The 19,367-nt window shown below is 71.5% G+C and carries 19 protein-coding genes and 1 tRNA gene; 15 read left to right on the top strand and 5 right to left on the bottom strand.

Annotated features, from left to right (window positions below; translation table 11 throughout):
• Window positions 1-10: 10 nt before the first annotated feature.
• The 3 genes from U870_RS0108705 to rlmC all read left to right on the top strand — a co-directional run bounded on the left by U870_RS0108705 (window position 11) and on the right by rlmC (window position 1,962).
• A complete protein-coding gene (locus tag U870_RS0108705; protein WP_025157014.1) occupies window positions 11-622 on the top strand; it encodes a hypothetical protein in 612 nt (203 codons plus the stop codon).
• A 66-nt stretch (window positions 623-688) separates the two neighbouring features.
• A tRNA-Arg gene (locus U870_RS0108700) sits at window positions 689-761 on the top strand.
• A gap of 76 nt (window positions 762-837) precedes the next feature.
• Window positions 838-1,962, top strand: a complete 1,125-nt coding sequence (gene rlmC, locus U870_RS0108695; RefSeq protein WP_025157013.1) for a 23S rRNA (uracil(747)-C(5))-methyltransferase RlmC — start codon at window positions 838-840, stop codon at window positions 1,960-1,962.
• Window positions 1,963-2,053: 91 nt separating this feature from the next.
• On the opposite strand, the gene msrA is transcribed toward rlmC, so the two are convergent.
• Window positions 2,054-2,566, bottom strand: coding sequence for a peptide-methionine (S)-S-oxide reductase MsrA (gene msrA, locus U870_RS0108690; protein ID WP_025157012.1), 513 nt, complete (start codon window positions 2,564-2,566; stop codon window positions 2,054-2,056).
• 13 nt (window positions 2,567-2,579) lie between these two features.
• Window positions 2,580-3,026, bottom strand: a complete 447-nt coding sequence (gene msrB, locus U870_RS0108685; RefSeq protein WP_025157011.1) for a peptide-methionine (R)-S-oxide reductase MsrB — start codon at window positions 3,024-3,026, stop codon at window positions 2,580-2,582.
• Window positions 3,027-3,302: 276 nt separating this feature from the next.
• Between msrB and U870_RS0108680 the strand changes: the two genes are divergently transcribed.
• Window positions 3,303-4,031 carry an alpha/beta fold hydrolase gene (locus U870_RS0108680; protein WP_025157010.1) on the top strand — a complete coding sequence of 243 codons (729 nt, stop codon included), beginning with the start codon at window positions 3,303-3,305 and terminating at the stop codon, window positions 4,029-4,031.
• A 39-nt stretch (window positions 4,032-4,070) separates the two neighbouring features.
• On the opposite strand, the gene U870_RS0108675 is transcribed toward U870_RS0108680, so the two are convergent.
• A complete protein-coding gene (locus U870_RS0108675) occupies window positions 4,071-5,279 on the bottom strand; it encodes a mechanosensitive ion channel family protein (protein ID WP_025157009.1) in 1,209 nt (402 codons plus the stop codon).
• Between the two features lie 113 nt (window positions 5,280-5,392).
• Here U870_RS0108675 and U870_RS0108670 point away from each other — a divergent pair, with 113 nt between their 5' ends.
• Window positions 5,393-6,388, top strand: a complete 996-nt coding sequence (locus U870_RS0108670) for an SDR family oxidoreductase (protein ID WP_025157008.1) — start codon at window positions 5,393-5,395, stop codon at window positions 6,386-6,388.
• Window positions 6,389-6,401: 13 nt separating this feature from the next.
• Here the strand turns inward: U870_RS0108670 and U870_RS0108665 are convergent, their stop codons facing one another.
• Window positions 6,402-6,971, bottom strand: a complete 570-nt coding sequence (locus U870_RS0108665; protein ID WP_025157007.1) for a COG4315 family predicted lipoprotein — start codon at window positions 6,969-6,971, stop codon at window positions 6,402-6,404.
• A gap of 230 nt (window positions 6,972-7,201) precedes the next feature.
• Between U870_RS0108665 and U870_RS0108660 the strand changes: the two genes are divergently transcribed.
• From U870_RS0108660 to U870_RS0108630, 7 genes are all read left to right on the top strand, one after another.
• A complete protein-coding gene (locus tag U870_RS0108660; RefSeq protein ID WP_025157006.1) occupies window positions 7,202-8,395 on the top strand; it encodes an ROK family transcriptional regulator in 1,194 nt (397 codons plus the stop codon).
• Between the two features lie 89 nt (window positions 8,396-8,484).
• The gene (locus tag U870_RS0108655; RefSeq protein WP_025157005.1) at window positions 8,485-9,816 is read left to right on the top strand and encodes an ABC transporter substrate-binding protein; all 1,332 of its coding nucleotides are present in this window, start codon (window positions 8,485-8,487) and stop codon (window positions 9,814-9,816) included.
• A 1-nt stretch (window position 9,817) separates the two neighbouring features.
• On the top strand, window positions 9,818-10,801 hold the full coding sequence (locus U870_RS0108650; protein ID WP_025157004.1) for a carbohydrate ABC transporter permease: 984 nt from the start codon (window positions 9,818-9,820) through the stop codon (window positions 10,799-10,801).
• Window positions 10,798-11,718, top strand: coding sequence for a carbohydrate ABC transporter permease (locus tag U870_RS0108645; protein ID WP_025157003.1), 921 nt, complete (start codon window positions 10,798-10,800; stop codon window positions 11,716-11,718). The genes U870_RS0108650 and U870_RS0108645 overlap by 4 nt, the downstream gene beginning before the upstream one ends.
• A gap of 4 nt (window positions 11,719-11,722) precedes the next feature.
• Window positions 11,723-12,994 carry a 6-phospho-beta-glucosidase gene (locus tag U870_RS0108640; protein ID WP_025157002.1) on the top strand — a complete coding sequence of 424 codons (1,272 nt, stop codon included), beginning with the start codon at window positions 11,723-11,725 and terminating at the stop codon, window positions 12,992-12,994.
• A complete protein-coding gene (locus tag U870_RS0108635) occupies window positions 12,982-13,986 on the top strand; it encodes an N-acetylglucosamine kinase (RefSeq protein WP_025157001.1) in 1,005 nt (334 codons plus the stop codon). Before U870_RS0108640 ends, U870_RS0108635 begins: the two co-directional genes overlap by 13 nt.
• 37 nt (window positions 13,987-14,023) lie before the next feature.
• Window positions 14,024-14,644, top strand: coding sequence for a protein-L-isoaspartate(D-aspartate) O-methyltransferase (locus U870_RS0108630; protein WP_025157000.1), 621 nt, complete (start codon window positions 14,024-14,026; stop codon window positions 14,642-14,644).
• A gap of 19 nt (window positions 14,645-14,663) precedes the next feature.
• On the opposite strand, the gene U870_RS0108625 is transcribed toward U870_RS0108630, so the two are convergent.
• Window positions 14,664-15,404: a gamma-glutamyl-gamma-aminobutyrate hydrolase family protein gene (locus U870_RS0108625; protein WP_025156999.1), complete on the bottom strand. Its 741-nt coding sequence runs from the start codon at window positions 15,402-15,404 to the stop codon at window positions 14,664-14,666.
• A 125-nt stretch (window positions 15,405-15,529) separates the two neighbouring features.
• Between U870_RS0108625 and U870_RS0108620 the strand changes: the two genes are divergently transcribed.
• From U870_RS0108620 to U870_RS0108610, 3 genes are read left to right on the top strand one after another with little or no spacing between them, the layout of a single operon-like run.
• A complete protein-coding gene (locus tag U870_RS0108620; RefSeq protein WP_240183664.1) occupies window positions 15,530-17,581 on the top strand; it encodes a TPM domain-containing protein in 2,052 nt (683 codons plus the stop codon).
• Between the two features lie 53 nt (window positions 17,582-17,634).
• A complete protein-coding gene (locus tag U870_RS0108615) occupies window positions 17,635-18,405 on the top strand; it encodes a PspA/IM30 family protein (RefSeq protein WP_025156997.1) in 771 nt (256 codons plus the stop codon).
• A gap of 7 nt (window positions 18,406-18,412) precedes the next feature.
• Window positions 18,413-19,351, top strand: a complete 939-nt coding sequence (locus tag U870_RS0108610; RefSeq protein WP_025156996.1) for an arginase family protein — start codon at window positions 18,413-18,415, stop codon at window positions 19,349-19,351.
• Window positions 19,352-19,367 lie beyond the last annotated feature (16 nt).

The raw sequence follows: 19,367 nt of genomic DNA, 5'->3' as shown, positions 1-19,367 counted from the left end.
GATCGCCACCATGTCTCTCTCCACCCGATCCGCCCTCCGCACCACGACCGTCGTGGTCGCCCTGGCCGGCGCTCTGACGCTCGCCGGCTGCGCCCCCACGGCGTCGCCCTCCGCCTCGCCGTCCTCCTCGGCGAGCGGCGGCGGCTCCTCGTCGACGCCCTCGACAACACCGACTCCGACTCCGACCGAGCCACCCACGCCGGTGACCATCGCGTGCGACCAGCTGGTCACGCCCGATCAGCTGTACGCGTTCAACCCGAACTTCGGCACGAACCCCGGCTACGCGCCGAAGGACGGCAGCCTGGAGAAGAAGGTCGCCGACTGGAAGGGCGTCTCCTGCGCGTGGCTCAACCAGACGAGTGGCGACGTCATCCAGATCGCAGTCGCCCAGCCGCCGGCGAGCCAGCTCGATGCCCTCAAGAACGCCGCGATCACCGATGCGCAGCCGGTGCCGACCTACGGCGCCCCGCCCGTCGAGGGCTACTTCAAGACCGGCGACGTCGGCCAGGTGCAGATCTTCCGCGGCGGCTACTGGATCGTCGCCGAGTCCACCGCGTTCTTCGAGCCGGGAGACGCCGCACCGCTGATGGAGAGCGTGCTGGGGAACCTGCCCGCCAGCTGATCCGGCGGCCTCCGCCGCGTGCGCAGCGCGTCGTTCAAAGGATGCTAGCCTGGACGGGCACTCCTGGCCCCCATAGCTCAGGGGATAGAGCGTCTGCCTCCGGAGCAGAAGGCCGTAGGTTCAAATCCTACTGGGGGCACCGGAACGCACGAAGGCCCCTCTCCCGCGGGAGAGGGGCCTTCGTCGTCGTCCGGACCGCGTACCATTGACCGGTCATGGACTGTTCGTACTTCGATGCCGGCGTGTGCCGGTCGTGCACGCTGATGGGTGTGCCGTACGCCGAGCAGCTGGCGGAGAAGGACCGCTCGGCGCGCGCTCTGCTGGCGCCGTACGGAGACGCCGCGTGGCTCCCGCCGGTCGCGAGCGCCGAGTCCGGCTACCGCAACAAGGCGAAGATGGTGGTCGGCGGCACACTCGAGCAGCCGACGATCGGCATCCTGGACGAGCGCGGCCGCGGGGTGGACCTGCAGGAGTGTGGGATCTGCGCCCCCGGCGTGCGCGCCGCCCTCCCGGTGCTCGCGCGGTTCGTCACGCGCGCGCGGCTGGTGCCCTACAGCGTCCCCGATCGGCGCGGGGAGCTGAAGTTCGTGCTCGTCACGCTCTCCCCCGACGACGAGCTGATGATCCGGTTCGTCCTGCGGGACGAGGCGGCGGTCGCACGCATCCGCCGCGAACTGGGCTCGCTGCTCGCCGAGCTGCCGAACACCCGGGTGGTGTCCGCCAACATCCAGTCCGAGCACAAGGCGGTCGTCGAGGGCGATCGGGAGATCGTGCTCACCCCGGACGCCTCGCTGGTGATGCGCGTCGGCGGGGTCGGGCTGCGGTTGCGGCCGCAGAGCTTCTTCCAGACCAACACGGCGGTCGCGGCCGAACTGTACGGCCAGGTGAGCGGCTGGGTCGACGAGGTGTCGCCGGCGAGCGTCTGGGACCTGTACTGCGGCGTCGGCGGGTTCGCCCTGCACTGCGCGGCACCGGGGCGGCGGGTGGTCGGAGTGGAGACCAGCCGGGAGGCGGTGAAGAGCGCCCGCTCGACCGCCGCCGCCGCCGGCCTCCCCCAGCTCGCGTTCCGCGCGGAGGATGCGACCGCGTTCGCGCTCCGGGCGAAGACGGCCCCGGAACTCGTGATCGTCAACCCGCCGCGGCGCGGGATCGGCACCGACCTGGCCGAGTGGCTGGAAGGCTCGGGCGTCCCGCACGTCGTGTACTCCAGCTGCAACCCGAAGAGCCTCGCCACGGACCTGGCACGCATGCCGTCCTACCGCGTCCGCACCGGGCGCGTCCTGGACATGTTCCCGCAGACCGGCCACCTCGAGGTCGCCGTCCTGCTCGAGCGCGCCTGACGCCCCGCCGCCGAGCGGGCAGAAAGTGCACGCTGTGCCCGGTCACAGGCGTACATTTCGCCTTATCGGCGGCGGGGGTGTGGAGGACGCGTCAGCTCGCGAGGGTCTCGCGCTTCGGGAGCACCCAGCCCGGGCGTGCGAAGTGGCAGGTGTAGCCCCACGGGATGCGCTCCAGGTAGTCCTGGTGCTCCGGCTCCGCCTCCCAGAACGGGCCGGCGGCCTCCACCTCGGTGACGACCTTCCCCGGCCAGAGGCCGGACGCGTCGACGTCCGCGATGGTGTCCTCCGCGATGCGGCGCTGCGCGTCGTCGGTGTAGTAGATCGCCGAGCGGTAGCTGGTGCCGACATCGTTGCCCTGACGGTTCTTCGTCGACGGGTCGTGGATCTGGAAGAAGAACTCCAGCAGCTCGCGATAGGACGTCGTCTCGGGGTCGTACTCGATCTCGATCGCCTCGGCGTGGGTGCCGTGGTTGCGGTACGTGGCGTTCGGCACGTCTCCGCCGGTGTAGCCGACGCGTGTGCTGGTGACGCCGGGGCGCTTGCGGATCAGATCCTCCATGCCCCAGAAGCAGCCTCCGGCCAGGATCGCCTTCTCTGTCGTCATCGGTTCCCTCTCCTTACTTCTCGAACAGCCGTCGGTAGGCGCCGTATCCCTGCTCCTCCAGCTCGGCGAGCGGGACGAAGCGGAGTGCGGCGGAGTTGATGCAGTACCGGAGCCCGCCGTCGGCGGCGGGTCCGTCGTCGAACAGGTGCCCCAGGTGGCTGTCGGCCTGCCCGGAGCGCACCTCCGTGCGCACCATGCCGTAGGTGCGGTCGGTGTTCTCCACGATCTCGGCGGCGTCGATCGGCCGGGTGAAGCTCGGCCAGCCCGATCCGCTGTCGTACTTGTCGGTGGACGAGAACAGCGGCTCGCCCGAGACGATATCGACGTAGATGCCGTCCTCGTGATTGTTCCAGAACTCGTTGCGGAAGGCCGGCTCGGTGGCCGCCTCCTGGGTCACGGCGTACTGCCGCTTGGTGAGGCGCCCGATCGCGTCCGGGTCCTTGGTGTAGCGCGGTGTCACGTTCTCCTGTGTCACGATTCCTCCTCGGTGCGGCTGCCGCCTGCTGCGGCCCGCACTGAGGAGAACAGCGCGGCGGCCCGGGTTGGTCCCGTCGATGCTGAGTCTTTGCTGTGAGCGGCGGATGGCCTGCGGCCCGGGCGAGGGGTGGCCTTCCGCGACCCGCTCCCCTAGCCTGTGGCTGATCCGGACCGAGGCCTGTGGCTGATCCGGACTGCGGCCGATCCGCATCCCTCCGGCTCGATCGCGCGCTCCGCACCGCTTGGAAGGAAACAGAACGTGACCCCTCGGCCCACCATCGTCCTCGTCCACGGAGCGTGGGCGGACGCCTCCAGCTGGAGTCCCGTCATCACCGCCCTCCGCGAGCGCGACCTCGCCGTGCTCGCCTTCCCCAACCTCCTGCGCGGCGTCGCGAGCGATGCCGCCGCGGTCTCGGCCGCCCTGGCCCAGCGCACCAGCGGACCGGTGGTGCTCGCCGGCCATTCCTACGGCGGGTCAGTGATCAGCGGCGCGGCCCTCGACGGCGGGGATGTGCGGGCTCTCGTCTACGTCGACGCCTTCATCCCCGATGAGGGCGAGTCCACCGCCGGGCTGCTGAGCGGCTCGGGCTCGGCGCTCGACGTCCCCGACCCGACGACGATCCTCGACGTGATCGGGTACCCCGGGGCGCCCGCGGGAGACGCCGATGCGTATCTGAAGGCCGCGACCGTGCACGAGTGGTTCGCCCAGGACCTCTCCGCGTCCGAGCGCGAACTCGTGTTCGCCACGCAGCGACCGATCGCCCTGGCCGCCAACCGGGAGCGCGCCGGGGCCCCCGCCTGGCGCCGGCTGCCGAGCTGGGCGCTCGTCGGCACCGAAGACCGCATCATCCCTCCCGCGTCCCAGCGCCGCATGGCCGAACGGGCCGGCTCCACGATCGTGGAGGCCCCTACCGGTCACGTCGCCATGCTGTCGGCGCCGGACGTCGTCACCGGGATGATCGTCGCCGCAGCCGAATCCCTCGGCTGAGCGACGCCGGCCGTGGGCGTCGTCGTCCCCCACGCGCGCTCACGGCCGGGCCTGCTCCGCTCCGTCGCCCTCCGCGTCCGACGGAATCACCGGGATCGCCTCGGTGAACTGCGCGCCGCGCTGCTCCTTCTCGGGAGAGCCCCCGAAGAGCCGGGCCTCGTCCTGCGACTGCGCGCGGGCGCGGGCCGTCGGCGCCGTGGGCTCGGGAGGCTGCACCAGCTCCACCCGGGAGCGCGGCAGCGACGCGGGTGCGTACCGCTGCATCCAGTCGACCAGCCGCTCTCGCACCAGGCAGCGCAGGTCGAACAGCGTCGGGGCGTCCTTCGCCGTGACCAGCACACGCACCCGCACCCAGCCCGCGACCGCGTCCGTCACCTGGAGCACGCCGGTGCGACCGTCCCACAGCTCGGTCCCCGCGAGCACGCGATTGAGCTCGGACCGCATCCCGCCGGGTGAGACCCGCCAGTCGAGGTCGAACTCGACGGAGCCGAGCAGTTCGCTGTGCTGACGGGTCCAGTTCTCGAACGGCTTGGTGGTGAAGTAGGTCGACGGCAGCACGAGCCGGCGATCGTCCCACACGTGCACGACGACGGAGGTGAGGGTGATCTCCTCGATGGTGCCCCACTGCTGCTCGACCACCACGACGTCGTCGAGCCGGATGGCGTCGCTGAAGGCCAGCTGGATGCCCGCGAACAGGTTGGCGAGACTGGACTGCGCCGCGACGCCGGCGATGATGCCGATCACGCCGGCGGAGGCCAGGATGCTGGCCCCGGCGGCCTGCAGTGCCGGGAAGGTCAGCAGCACCGCCCCGACCCCGATGACGACCGCCGCCACGACGGTGAGACGGCGCAGGATCAGCACCTGCGTGCGCACCTTGCGTGCGTAGCGGTTGTCGGGCACGTCGAGGCGGTAGCGGGCGAGGCCCAGATCCTCCACGAAGACGACGAGCGCCGCGGCGAACCAGACGCCGGTGACGATGGCGAGGATCAGCATCGTGTGGTGGATGCCCTGCCGCCAGCCCGCAGGGAGCTCCGCCGGCAGGGCGACCGTGACGGCGATCCAGAGGACGACCACGAGCAGGAACAGCCGGAACGGCACGCGCGCGTTCCTGATCAGCAGTTCTGGCCAGCTGCGCCGGCGGGCGACGGCCCGCAGGACGGTGCCGACGATGGCGGTGAGGACGATCGCGAGCACGACGGCCGCCACGCAGGCGACCGCGAGACCGGGCCAGGTTCGGAGGGCGGACACGACGGACGGGGCTCCTTCGGGTGGGGACGGGGTGCCGTGGAGTGTACGCCCGGCCCGCGCTACGCTGAGGTCCCGGGGGAATCCAGCGGTCGGCGAGGAAGCAGGAGACAGTCATGGCAGCGACACGGACGCTCTTCATCGGCGGCACGGGGGTCATCAGCTCCGCCTGCGTCGCCGAGGCGCTGGAGGCCGGACACCAGGTCACGGTGGTCAATCGGGGCTCCCAGGGCGCTCGTGCGCTGCCCGAGGGCGTCGAGGTGCTCCACGCCGACGTCCGGGACCCGCAGAGCGTGCACGCCGTGCTCGGCGAGCGCAGCTTCGACGTCGCCGCGGAGTTCCTGTCGTTCACCCCCGAGCACATCCGCACCGATTTCGAGCTGTTCGAGGGACGCGTCGGCCAGTTCGTCTTCATCAGCTCGGCCTCGGCCTACCAGACGCCGCCGTCCCGCCTCCCGGTCACCGAGTCGACCCCGTTGCGCAACCCGTTCTGGCAGTACTCCCGCGACAAGATCGCCTGCGAGGACCTGCTGGTCGAGGCGTATCGCGAGCGCGGCTTCCCGATCACCATCGTGCGCCCGTCGCACACCTACGACCGCACGATGATCCCCACGATGGGCCATTGGACCGACCTCGAGCGGATGCGCCGGGGCGCGCCGGTCGTCGTGCACGGCGACGGCACCAGCCGCTGGACGATCACGCACAACACGGACTTCGCGGTCGCCTTCACCGGCCTCCTGGGCCGGCCAGAGGCGGTCGGCGACACGTTCCACATCACCGGCGACGAGGCCCCCACCTGGGACAGGATCTACTGCGACCTGGCCGAGGCGCTGGGCGTCGAGGCGGAGCTCGTGCACGTCGCCAGCGACTCCATCGCCGCGGTGGTCCCGGACCTCGGCCCCGGACTGCTCGGCGACAAGGCGCACTCGATGCAGTTCGACAACAGCAAGGTGCGCGCCCTCGTGCCCGGCTTCCAGCAGCGGGTGCCGTTCGCCCGCGGCGCCGGCGAGATCGTCGAGTGGTTCCTCGCCGACGCCTCCCGGCAGCGGGTCGACCCGGATCTGGACGCCGCGTTCGACCGGTTGGTCGACCACGCGCGCGCGTTCGGGTGACCCGCTCCGTCGCCTACTTCGAGTAGCCGGAGCCCGCACCTCCCGAGGTGGAGGTCGCGGCGGCGGCGATCTTCGCTCCGTCGGGCATGACGGCCCACCAGATGCCGCCGACGCCCTGCCCGGTCACGTCGCCGGCCGACGAGTCGCCCGCGAACGTGTAGAGCGGCCGGCCGTCGAGGGTGACCTGCTTGTTGCCGTCGACCCCGGTGATGGTGCCGACGGTCCCGGTGACGCCGGTGACGTCCGGCTTCGCGGAGTCGGTCTCGACGGCGGGCCACTGCGCGGCGCACGCTCCCGAGCACGCGCTCTGCCCGGAGTTCTGCGTGTCCTTGTCGAACACGTAGACGGTCAGACCCGCGCCGTCGACGACGACGGTGCCGAGGGAGGTGTCGCCCGTCTTCAGCGCGGCCGAGGAGGCCGCGCCCGAGGTCGAGGCGGAAGTCGAGCCCGAGGTCGAGGTGGAGGTCGACGCGGAGCCGCCTCCCGGACTCGACGGGGAGGTCCCGGTACCGGCCGAGCATCCGGCCAGGGCGATCAGTGCCACCGCTGCAGCGGCGGTGAGTGCGGCGATTCTCGTTCTCATGGTGTTTCCCTTCCACCACAAGCACGAGATCCTTCCTCCCCGGGTTCACTCCCCGCCCCCCGGAGCGCCGCCCGGATTCGTGCCGAATGCGGGGAATGGCGGGCCCGTACTCCACATTCGTGCCGAATGCGCCCGGGTGCGCTTCGGGTTGGGGCGAAACACGAGCTTTACTATTAAGAAACTTTCCTGATACATTCCCGTCAGAAGATCGTTCCGACGGAGGGATGAGGATGGCCGACAGACCGGTTCGCGGCACGCCAGCATGGCTGCGCGAGACGAACGACCGCACCGCGCTCTCCTTGCTGCTCGAGCACGGCGTCCTCACCCGCAGCCGCATCGGAGAGCTCTCGGGGCTGTCGAAGCCCACGGCCGCGCAGATGGTCTCCCGTCTCGAGACGGCGGGTCTGATCCACGTCGTCGGCGAGGTCTCCGGCGGTCGCGGCCCGAATGCCGCCAGCTACGCGGTGCGCACCGACCGGATGCTCGGCGTCGCCATCGACATCGACGCCGTCGCCCTGCGGTCCACGGTGGTGGACGCCGCCGGCGCCGAGCATCCGATCGCCGTCACCCCGCTTGCGGCCCGGACACCGGAGGACGACGTGCGCGCGGCGATCGCCGCGGCCTGCGAGGCCGCGGGAGTCGACGCCGACCGCGTCCGCGCCGTCTGCATCGGCGTTCAGGGCGCCCTCGACCCGCGCACGGACGAACTGACCTACATCGAGACCCTCCCTGGCTGGCCCAAGCAGGGCATCCGCCGCCGGCTGGAGGACGCGCTCGGCGTCAGCGTCCACATCGACAACGACGCCAACCTCGCCGCGATCGCCGAGCGGGCCGACGGAGCCGGTCGCGACGCCGGTGGGTTCGCCCTGCTCTGGATGGGCGACGGCCTCGGCCTCGCCGTCGACCAGGGCGGCGCGGTGCACCGCGGTGCCTCCGGCGGCGCGGGCGAGATCGGCTACCTCCCGATCCCCCGCGAAGCCGCAGCCCTCGACCCCGACGCCCACGACCTCCAGGACCTGGTCGGCGGTCCGACCGTCGCCCGCCTCGCGGCCGCGCACGGCGTAGCCGGCTTCGGCGAGGCCGAGGAGGCGACGGATGCCGACAGCGTCTCCGGCACCGGATCGACCGGATCCGCCGCGCTCGACGACCTGATCACCGCGCTCGCCCCGCGCGTCGCCGTCGGCGTCGTGCCGGTGCTGGCCCTCCTCGACCCCGAGCTCATCGTGCTCGGCGGCCCGACCGGCCGCTCGGGAGGCGCGCTCCTCGCCGAGCGCGTCGCCGCTCTGCTGCGCGAGCAGTGGGGCTGTCCCACCATCGTGGCCACCGGTGTCCCCGCCCATCCCGTGCTCCGCGGGGCGCGGGAGCACCTCCTCGGCGAGGTGCGCGGCGCGCTCTTCGCCGAAGTGTCCCGGATCACCGTCTAGGGCACCGCTCCTCCCGCACCAGGCACCAGGCTCCACCCACCACGCACCGTCCACCTGCATCACGACCGGAATCAGTGAGGAAACCACCCGTGAAACACCGTCACCTCGTCGCCGCCGTCGGCATCGCCGCGGCCGCAGCGCTCACGCTCGCCGGCTGCTCCGGCGGCTCCAGCGGCACCTCGTTCGCCGACACCACCCCGAAGGAGCTCTCCGGGACCGTCTCGTTCTGGCACTTCTTCTCCGACCGGGAGGCCGACGTCATCCAGTCGGTCGTCGATGACTTCGAGAAGAAGAACCCCAAGGTCAAAGTCGAGGTCCACTCGGGCCAGGACGACGAGAAGCTGCAGAAGGCCATCGCCACCGGGAGCAAGGTCGACGTCGGCCTCTCCTACTCCACCGACATCGTCGGCAACTTCTGCTCCAACGGCGCGTTCCGCAGCCTCAACAAGGTCATCGAGCGCGACGGCGTCGACATGAGCCAGTTCTCCGACACCGTGAAGTCGTACACCGAGTTCAAGGGCACGCGCTGCGCGATGCCGATGCTCGCCGACGTCTACGGCCTGTACTTCAACAAGGCCCTGCTGCAGGCCGCCGGCTACACCGAACCGCCGAAGACCCTCTCCGAGCTGGAGGCCATGGCGGACAAGCTCACCACCTTCAACGCCGACGGCTCGATCAAGACACTCGGCTTCAACCCGACCATGGGCTGGTACGAGAACTCGGCCGCCCACTACGGCCCCGCGGCCGGCGCGAAGTGGCTGAAGGACGACGGCACGAGCGCGATCTCGTCCAGCCCGGGCTGGAGCGAGCTGATCCAGTGGCAGCGGGCCTACGTCCAGAAGATCGGCTGGGACAAGCTGAACGCCTTCACCTCCGGCCTCGGCCAGGAGTTCTCGGCCGACAACGCGTTCCAGACCGGCCAGGTCGCCATGAACCTGGACGGCGAGTACCGCACGGCGTTCATCGCCGACCAGGCGAAGGACCTCGACTACGGCACGGCGCCGTTCCCGACCGCGGACGACCACACCGACCTCTACGGTGGCGGCTACATCACCGGCAACATCATCGGCATCTCGAAGGGCTCGAAGCAGCCGGAACTGGCCTGGGCGCTGCTGAAGTACCTCACCACCGACACGGACGCGGTCGTCAAGCTGGCCAACGGCCTGAAGAACGTGCCGACGACGAAGGACGCGCTCGCCTCGCCGAAGCTCGAGGTGTCCGAGCAGTTCAAGACCTTCCTCGACATCTCGTCGGACAAGAACGTGCAGACCACACCGGCCAGCCCGCTCGGCGCCGGCTACCAGAACTCGTTCCAGGACTTCTGGAACAAGTACCAGAGCCAGGGCGGCGACCTCCAGGCGGGGCTGAAGGACGTCGACAAGCAGATCAACGACGCGCTCGCGCTGACCACCGGTCCGTGAGATGACGTCCGCCATCGAACGCACGGGGCGGGCCACCGCCCGCCCCGTGCGGTCCTCCCGCTCGCGCCGGCGCCGCAACCTGGTCACGCTCGCCCTGCTGGCGCCGGCGCTGCTGGGCCTCGCGATCTTCTTCGTGTACCCGCTGATCGCGTCCGTCTACTACTCGTTCACCCGCTACGACCTCGTGTCGGCGCCGCAGTGGATCGGGCTGCGCAACTACGAGTACCTGTTCACCCAGGACCCGAACGTGTGGAAGGCCACCCTGAACACACTGTGGTTCGTGGTGATCTGGGTGCCGGTGAAGACCGTGTTCGCCCTGCTGATCGCGGGCCTCCTCGCCCGGGCGAAGCGGGCCTCCGGTTTCTGGCGCACGGTGTTCTACCTGCCCGCGCTGGTGCCACCGGTCGCGAGCGTGGTCTCCTTCGTCTTCCTTTTCAACCCGGGCACCGGACCGGTCAACCAGGTGCTCGCCTGGTTCGGGATCAAGGGACCGCTCTGGTTCAACGACCCGGCCTGGTCGAAACCCTCGCTGGTGCTGCTCGGCATCTGGGTGATGGGCGACGTCATGATCATCTTCCTGGCGGCGCTGCTCGACGTGCCGAAGGACCAGTACGAGGCGGCCTCCCTCGACGGCGCCAACGGGGTGCAGAAGGTGCGCTTCATCACGATGCCGAGCATCTCCCCCGTGCTGCTGTTCGCGGCGGTGACGGGAGTGATCGCGGCCATCCAGTACTTCACGGAGGCGGCGGTCGCCTCCTCCGTGGCCTCCGGGAAAGCCGTCGTCGGGGAGGGCATCAGCAACAACCTCGGCTACCCCGACGGCTCCCTGCTGACCTACACCCAGTGGCTCTACGTGCGCGGCTTCGGCACGTACCAGCTCGGCTACGCCTCGGCCCTCGCCGTGCTGCTGTTCGTCGTGGCGGCCGTCCTGCTCATCCTCATCCTGCGCCGATTCAAGGCGTTCACCCCGGAAGGCGCGCAATGACCACCGCCACCTCCTCCACTCCCCCGCTGACCAGGCCCTCCTCCGGCCGCCCGGCGGCGCCGAACCGCCGGATCCCCACCCCGCGGTCGCTGCGCACGCGTCGGATCCTGGGCTGGATCGCCGAGCACGCCGTGCTGCTGGTCCTGGCCGTGCTGTTCCTCGCGCCGGTCGTGTTCGTCCTGCTCACCTCGCTGATGTCGAGCCAGCAGACCCTGACCGCATCGCTCTGGCCGCAGCCCTTCGCCTGGGACAACTACACGAAGGTGTTCACCACCGTCCCCCTGGCGCAGTGGTTCGGCAACTCGGCCCTCTACGCGGTGCTCGCCACCGTGTTCATGCTGGTCTCCAGCGTGCCGGCGGCCTATGCGCTCGCCAAGATCAAGTTCCGCGGATCGGGGGCGCTGTTCACCGTCATCATCGTGGCGATGCTGCTGCCACCTCAGGTGACGGCCATCCCGATCTACGTGATGTGGTCGCAACTCGGCCTCACCGGCACGCTCTGGCCGCTCATCCTGCCCAACCTGCTCGGGGACGCGTTCTCGATCTTCTTGCTGCGCCAGTTCTTCCTCACCATCCCGAGCGAGTACGCCGACGCGGCCCGCATCGACGGCAACGGGGAGTTCGGCGTGCTGTGGCGGGTCGTGCTGCCGATGGCCAAGCCCGGGATCGCGGCGACCGCCATCTTCATGTTCTTCAACTCGTGGAACGACTATTACGGGCCGCTGCTCTACACCTCCGAGAACCCCGCCTCGTGGCCCGTCGCGTACGGACTCGCCTCGTTCCGCGGTGTCCACGGGACCGACTGGGGGCTGACGATGGCGATGACCATGCTCGTCACCATCCCCGTCGTGATCATCTTCTTCTTCGCCCAACGCGTCTTCGTGGAGGGCATCACTCTGACCGGCGTGAAGGGATAACGCGTTGAAACTGGCAGTCGTGGGCGGCGGGTCCACCTACACCCCCGAATTGATCGACGGGTTCGCGCGGATGCGCGACGTGCTCCCGATCGAAGAGCTCTGGCTGGTCGACACCGACCCCGAGCGTCTCCGCCTGGTGGGCGGGATGAGCGAGCGGATGTTCCGCGCCGCCGGGCACACCGGGAGGATCGTGCCCACCTCCGACCTGGTCGCGGGCGTCGCCGATGCCGACGCCGTGCTGCTGCAGCTGCGCGTCGGCGGCCAGGCGGCCCGGCACGGCGACGAGACCTTCCCGCACGAGTGCGGCTGCATCGGCCAGGAGACCACGGGACCGGGCGGATTCGCCAAGGCGCTGCGCACCGTCCCGGTCGTGCTGAGTGTGGCCGACGTCGTTCGGAAGCACGCCAAGCCCGACGCCTGGATCGTCGACTTCACCAACCCGGTCGGGATCGTGACCCGCGCGCTGCTGAACGAGGGACACCGCGCCGTCGGGCTCTGCAACGTCGCGATCGGGTTCCAGCGCCGGTTCGCGAACCTCCTGGGCGTCGACCACACACAGGTGCAGCTGGGGCATGTCGGCCTCAACCACCTCACCTGGGAGCGCTCGGTCACCGTCGCGGACGGCGCAGGGACCCGCGACGCCCTTCCGGCGCTCCTCGGCACCCACCTGGCCGAGCTGGCGGAGGAGATCGAGCTGCCCGCCTCCCTGATCTCGCTGCTCGGGAACGTGCCCAGCTACTACCTGCGCTACTACTACGCGCACGACCAGGTGCTGCGCGAACAGCTCGACGCGCCCACCCGTGCCGAGGCCGTGCAGCGCGTCGAACGCGAGCTGCTGGCCCTCTATGCGGACCCGGCGGTCGACACCAAGCCGGAGCAGCTGGCGCAGCGCGGCGGCGCGTTCTACTCGGAGGCCGCCGTCGACCTGATCGCATCGCTCACGAGCGACCGCGGCGACGTGCAGGTGGTCAATCTGCGCAACGACGGCTCGCTGCCCTTCCTCCCGGACGATCATGTGATCGAGGTGCCCGCCACCGTCGACGCCGCCGGTCTGACGGCCCTGCCGATCGATCCCCTGCCGGACGACATCCGCGGGCTGGTGTCGCACGTCGCCGGATACGAGCGGCTCGCCCTCGATGCCGCTGTGCACGGCGGCCGCGACCGTGTCGTGCGGGCGATGCTGGCGCACCCCCTCGTCGGCCAGTACGACCGGGCCGAGAAGCTCACCGACCTCCTCATCGCCGGCAACCGGGAGCACCTCGCGTGGGCGCGCTGACCGGCGCCGGCCGCCCGATCGCGATCGCGGTCGACGGCGGCGGCTCCAAGACCGACGCGGTCGCCCTCGAGCTCGACGGCACGATCGCGGCGACCGCGCGCGCGGGGACCTCCAGCCCGCACCTGATCGGGATGGACGCCTCCGCCCGTCTGGTCGACGATCTCATCGAGCGCCTGCTCGAGCAGACCGGGCCGCGGCCGATCGCGAACGCCGGGATCTACCTCTCCGGTCTCGACCTGCCCCCCGAGGTGGCCGCGTTCCGGGCGGGCATCGCCGGCTACGCGTGGGCGGACGCCGTGGTCGACAACGATCTGTTCGCGCTGCTGCGCGCCGGCACCAGCGAACCCGACGCGGTCGCGGTCGTCTGCGGGACGGGCATCAACTGCGTCGGCGTGCGCGCCGACGGCGAGGTGGTCCGGTATCCCTCACTCGGCATGACCTCCGGCGACTGGGGCGGCGGCTGGCACCTGGGCGAGCAGGCCCTGTGGCACGCCGCACGCGCGGTCGACGGCCGCGGACCCGCCACGGTGCTGACCGGCGCCGTCCCCGCCGTCTTCGGGCTGGGCGACGTCCAGGCGGTGATCGAGGCCCTGCACTTCGGACGCGTGCCCAACGCCGACCTCGCCCGCATCGCCCCCGCGGTGTTCGCCTGCGCGAACGACGGCGACGCGGTGGCCGGCGGACTCGTCGACCGTCAGGCGGAGGAGATCGTGGCCTTCGCCGCGACCACCCTGCGACGGCTGTCCCTGCTGGAGCGGTCCGTGCCGGTCGTGCTCGGCGGAGGCGTCATCGGCTCCCGCGACGCCCGACTGCTCGGCGGCATCGAGCGGCTGCTCGCCGAGCGCGCCCCGCTGGCCAGCATCGAGCTGGTCACGGCTGCTCCGATCCTCGGCGCCGCGCTGCTCGCGCTCGAGGGGGCCGGGGCGGACCCGGCTGCGCTGGAGACCGCGCGCCAGGGGCTGGCCGGGCGGCGGGCGGCGGTGGTTCACTAGGGACACGAACAGCGACGATCTCACCCAGCGCCGCCGGATGGTCGAGCAGCAGCTCGTCCCCCGCGGGATCGCGGACCAGCGGGTCCTCGACGCGATGGCCCGTGTGCCGCGGCACGAGTTCGTGCCCGAGGAGTCGGTGGCGTACGCCTACGCCGACCGTCCGCTCCCGCTGGAGGACGGCCAGACGATCTCGCAGCCGTTCATCGTCGCCCAGATGCTGGAGGCGGCCCGGATCGGACCGGAGGACCGGGTGCTCGACGTGGGCACCGGGTCCGGCTACGCCGCCGCGGTCGCAGCAGAGCTGGCCCACCGGGTGATCAGCATCGAGCGCATCCCGGACCTCGCGGTCACGGCCGCGGCGACCCTCGAAGCGCTCGGCTACCGGGTCGAGGTCGTCACCGGGGACGGCACGCTCGGCTGGCCGGACGCCGCGCCCTATGACGCGATCGTCGCGGCGGCGACCGGTCCCGCGGTGCCCCGGGCCTGGCTGGACCAGCTCGCCCCCGGAGGGCGGATCGTCATGCCGGTGGGGCCGACGGGGGGCTCCCAGCATCTCGCCGTGTTCGAGCGGGATGCGGCCGGCGCACTGCGTGAGACCAACCTGGGCGCGGTGTCATTCGTGCCGCTCGTCGGCGATGGTGGCTGGCCGGCGGCCTGACCGCGCGGTCGTCTGCCCGTCAGGCGGCGACGGCGACACTGCTGCGCAGGGCGCCGAGGAGCGCGGTCAGCTGGCCCGCCGGGGCAGCGACGTCCTCCGGGTGCCACTGCACGGCGACCACGGGCGCGTCGGTGTGCTCGATCGCCTCCACGTGGCCGTCCGGCGCCCGGCCGCTGACGACGAGGCCCGCACCGAGCACGTCGACGGCCTGATGATGGGCGCTGCGCACGTCGACGACGGCCGAGCCGAGGAGCTCGGACACCCGGCTGCCCGGCTCCAGGAGCACGGGGTGGGTGGTCAGCACCTCGGCGATCGGGACTCCCCGGTTGACGTGCGGCGTGTGCTCGCCGAGATCCTGCACCAGGGTCCCGCCGAGGGCGACGTTCACGATCTGCAGGCCGCGGCAGATCCCCAGCAGCGGTGTGCGGCGCTCGATGGCCCGGCGCGCGAGCGCGATCTGGGCAGCGTCGGCGACCTCGAGGTGGCGGCTCTCGTTTGCGTATCCGCCGGCTGCGCCGTAGAAGCGCGGGGCGATGTCCTCTCCCCCGACGACGACGATCGCGTCGGCGGCGTCGGTGCGCTCGAGCAGCGCTTCCTCGCCCGCGTCGGCGGCGAGCCGGCTGACGGACCAGCCCTGTGCGCGGGCTTCGGCGATGACCGCACCGACGAGGAGCTGCACGTAGGCATGGTAGGCGGGGTCGTGCCCGCGGAAGCGGGTCGCCTCGACGACGGCGAGCGATCGGCCACCGGATGCGGTCACGGGCTCCTCCTCTCGCCTGGCCGGGTCCGTCCATTCTGGGTCGGCCGGCGCCGTGACGCAGCCGGGCCCGTAACAGGCCGAAACAGTGACAGCGTCCACGGGCCCCGAATAGACTCGGGCTCGAAGTGTTCCTGGAGAGTGGGTGGATCCTCGTGCGACGTGTTCTGACCGGGGCCCTGCTGGCCGTCGCACTCGTCGCGGGCCCGCTGGCCCTCGCGGCTCCCGCTGCGGCACAGGATCCGGTGGACCTCGGTTCCAGCCACGTGGACGACGTCGCCGGGGTGCTCAGCGACAGCGAGGGCGACGCGGTCGCCGCCGCCGCCGCGAAGCTCGCCGACGACCACAAGATCGACCTGTTCGTGGTCTACGTCGACCGGTTCACGAACCCGACCGATGCCGCGGACTGGGCGAACGAGACCGCCGCCCAGAACAACCTCGGGCCGAACGACTACCTGCTGGCGGTCGCCACCGACGGCCGCGCGTACTACCTCTCCGGCGACGACGCCGGCCCGGTCAGCGGCGACCAGCTCGACCGCATCGAGCAGAACGACATCGAGCCCAAGCTGCGCGCCGGCGACTGGTCGGGAGCGGGGATCGCCGCGGCGCAGGGCCTCTCCGACGCGGTCGGCGGAGGCGGAGGCGGCTTCTTCTGGATCTTCCTGATCGCGGTCATCGTGGTCGGGCTCGTCATCTTCCTGGTGGTCCGGTCGCGCCGCACGAAGAAGACGGCCGTCGGCACGGCCGGAGCGTCTGGGCAGCCGCAGAGCGAGCTGCAGACCCTGCCGATCGAGGAGCTGCAGCGGCGCGCGGGTTCGGCGCTCGTGCAGACCGACGACGCCATCCGCACCAGCGAGGAGGAGCTCGGCTTCGCCACCGCGCAGTACGGCGCCGACGCGGTCGTCCCGTTCCAGGCCGCTCTCGACCAGGCGAAGGGACAGCTCCGCGAGGCATTCACCCTCAAGCAGAAGCTCGACGACGCCGAACCCGACACCGACGAGCAGCGCCGCGGCTGGAACATCCGCATCGTCGAGCTCTGCGCCGCGGCCAACCACGCGCTCGACGCGCAGGCGGACGCGTTCGACGAGCTCCGCTCGCTGGAGAAGCGCATCCCGGAAGCCTCCGCGGAGGTCACCGCCGCCGCCGCACAGGTGACGGCCCGGATCGAGCAGACACGTGCCACCCAGGCGGCACTCACCCAGCGCTACACGGACGCCTCCCTCGCCACGGTGCACGACAACGTCGATCAGGCCACCCAACGCCTCGCGTTCGTGCAGACGGCGCTCGACGCGGCGGCGCAGAAGTCCCAGGCCGGCGACAGCAGTGCCGCCGCGATCGGCGTGCGGGCCGCCGAGGAGTCCGTCGATCAGGCCGGACTCCTGCTCGACGCCGTCGACCGCGTCGCGACCGATCTCGCGGCGACCCAGCAGTCGATCGACACCGTGCTGCCGGAGCTGGAGAGCGACCTCGCGGAGGCGCGCGCCCTCGCCGCCTCCGGAGACCCGGGCGGCACGATCGCGGGCGTGATCGCCGGCACCGAGCAGACGGTGGCGGACGTGCGGGCCAAGCTCGCCGCCGGACCGATCAACCCCCTCGAGATCGCCCAGCGCCTCGACGCGGCCAACCGGTCGATCGACGGCGCGCTGCAGGGCGTCCGCGATGCCCGGATGCAGACCCAGCGCGCGCAGTCGTCGCTGCAGCAGACGCTGCTGGCGGCCAGAGCGCGCGTGTCGGCCTGCGAGGACTTCATCACTGCGCGCCGCGGCGCCGTCGGCCCCGAGGCACGCACCCGGCTGGCCGAGGCCGGCCGGCTGGTGGTGCAGGCCGAGCAGACGGCCGCGACCGACGCGGTGACGGCGCTCGCCCAGGCGCAGCGCGCCGCCCAGCTCGCCGACGAGGCCACCCGGCTGGCGCAGAGCGATGTGGGCGGCTTCCAGCCGCAGCAGGGCGGCCTGGGCGACCTCTTCGGCGGCGGCACCGCGCCCGCACAAGGCGGCGGAAACGGCGCGATGGGCGCCATCCTGGGCGGCATCCTGATCAACTCCGTCCTCAGTGGCGGGATGTTCGGAAGCGGCTCCGGCGGCGGCCGAAGCGGCGGCGGACGCAGCGGCGGCGGCTTCAACCCGGGCAGTTTCGGCGGCGGCGGCACGCGCAGTCGGCGCGGAGGCGGCCGGTTCTAGCAGGCGGACACAGATCCAGCGCCTCATCGGGGGCGAGAGGAAAGGAAGAGCACATGGCAAAGCAGTCCATCTTCGGGCGCATCTCACAGCTCCTGAAAGCGAACATCAACTCCCTCCTCGACCAGGCCGAGGACCCGGAGAAGATGCTGGACCAGATGGTCCGCGACTTCACCAACAGCATCGCCGACGCCGAGAGCGCCATCGCCGAGACCATCGGCAACCTGCGCCTGCTCGAGGACGACCACCGCGAAGACGTGGAGGCCGCCGACGAGTGGGGCCGCAAGGCGCTCGCCGCCAGCAAGCAGGCCGACACCTACCGCTCCTCCGGCGACACCGCGAATGCCGACAAGTTCGACAACCTGGCCAAGGTCGCCCTGCAGCGCCAGATCTCGTCCGAGAACGAGGCGAAGACCGCGGAGCCGCAGATCGCCGCGCAGACCGAGGTCGTGGACAAGCTCAAGTCGGGGCTGAACGGCATGAAGGAGAAGCTGGAGCAGCTCAAGAGCAAGCGCGCGGAGCTGATCGCGCGTGCGAAGAGCGCGCAGGCCCAGTCGCAGGTCATCGACGCGGTCAAGAGCGTCGACATCCTCGACCCGACGAGCGAGGTCTCCCGCTTCGAGGAGAAGATCCGCCGGGAGGAGGCCCGTGTGCGCGGCGCCCAGGAGCTCGCCGCGTCGAGCCTCGACGCGCAGTTCAACGACCTCGACGACCTGGGCGAGATGACCGAGGTGGAGGCCCGCCTCGCGGCGCTGAAGACCGGCGGCGCCCAGCCCGCAGTCACGGCCGACCCCGCGTCCTCCGCCCCGTACACCCCGGGGCAGTGACCGCCCGGTGAGCGCAGCATCCTTCCTGGTCGTGCCGCAGTGGCAGGGCTCGGGGTCGTCCCGCGCCATGCGGCTGATCGACGGGGCGGAGGCGATCCAGGGCGACCTGCCCGCCGCCGCGACACACGTCGTCGCCGTCCCCTCGGCCGCCGGGGAGTCGCTGGGCACGGGCGTGCACCGGTTGTCGTCGCTCACCCTCGTTCGGGAGACGGCCGCGGCGGAACTCGCTCTGCTGGAGAGCCCGGTCGTGACGGTCGGCGGCGATTGCGCCGCCGACCTCGCGAGCGTGCAGCACGCGGTCGCCGCGCGTCCCCCCGGCGCGGTCGCGCTGGTGTGGTTCGACGCCCACGGCGATCTCAACGACGCGTCCACCTCCCCGTCCGGTGCGTTCCACGGCATGGTGGCGCGGGCGCTCCTCGGCGACGGACCGGACGGCCTCGCCTCGACGGGGCCTGCCGTCCTCCCTCCGTCGAACCTCGTCCTCGCCGGCACCCGGTCGCTCGACGACGGCGAGTCCGCCTTCATCGAGGCCTCGGCCATCCGCGTGGTCGCCCCCGCGGAGCTCGACGATCCGGCGTCGATCGTGCGGGCGGTGGAGACGACGGGGGCGAGCGCGGTGTACGTTCACGTGGACCTCGACGTGCTCGACCCCGCGCAGATCGACGGCATCGGCTACCCCGAGCCGTTCGGGGTCTCGCCGGGCGCGCTCTGCGACGCGATCCGTGCTCTGCGCGGGCGGTTCGAGCTCGCGGGTGCGGCCATCACGGAGTTCGCCCCCGAGACGCCGGACGCCGCGGGCCGAGACCTCCCGGTGATCCTGCGGATCCTCGGCGCGCTCACCGGCCCGCTGGCGAAGGGCGCCGCGACCCCGGACACGCCGTCCTCCACCGACGCCCGACCGCGACACCTCTCCACCGATTCGGCGACCGCCGATGACGGTCTCTGAGGCGACGGGTAGCGTG

This window comes from Leifsonia aquatica H1aii, assembly GCF_000633535.1.
Classification (GTDB): domain Bacteria; phylum Actinomycetota; class Actinomycetes; order Actinomycetales; family Microbacteriaceae; genus Leifsonia; species Leifsonia aquatica_A.
The sequence above is the reverse complement of the archived record's forward strand: the minus strand, read 5'-3'. Positions and strand labels throughout refer to the sequence as shown.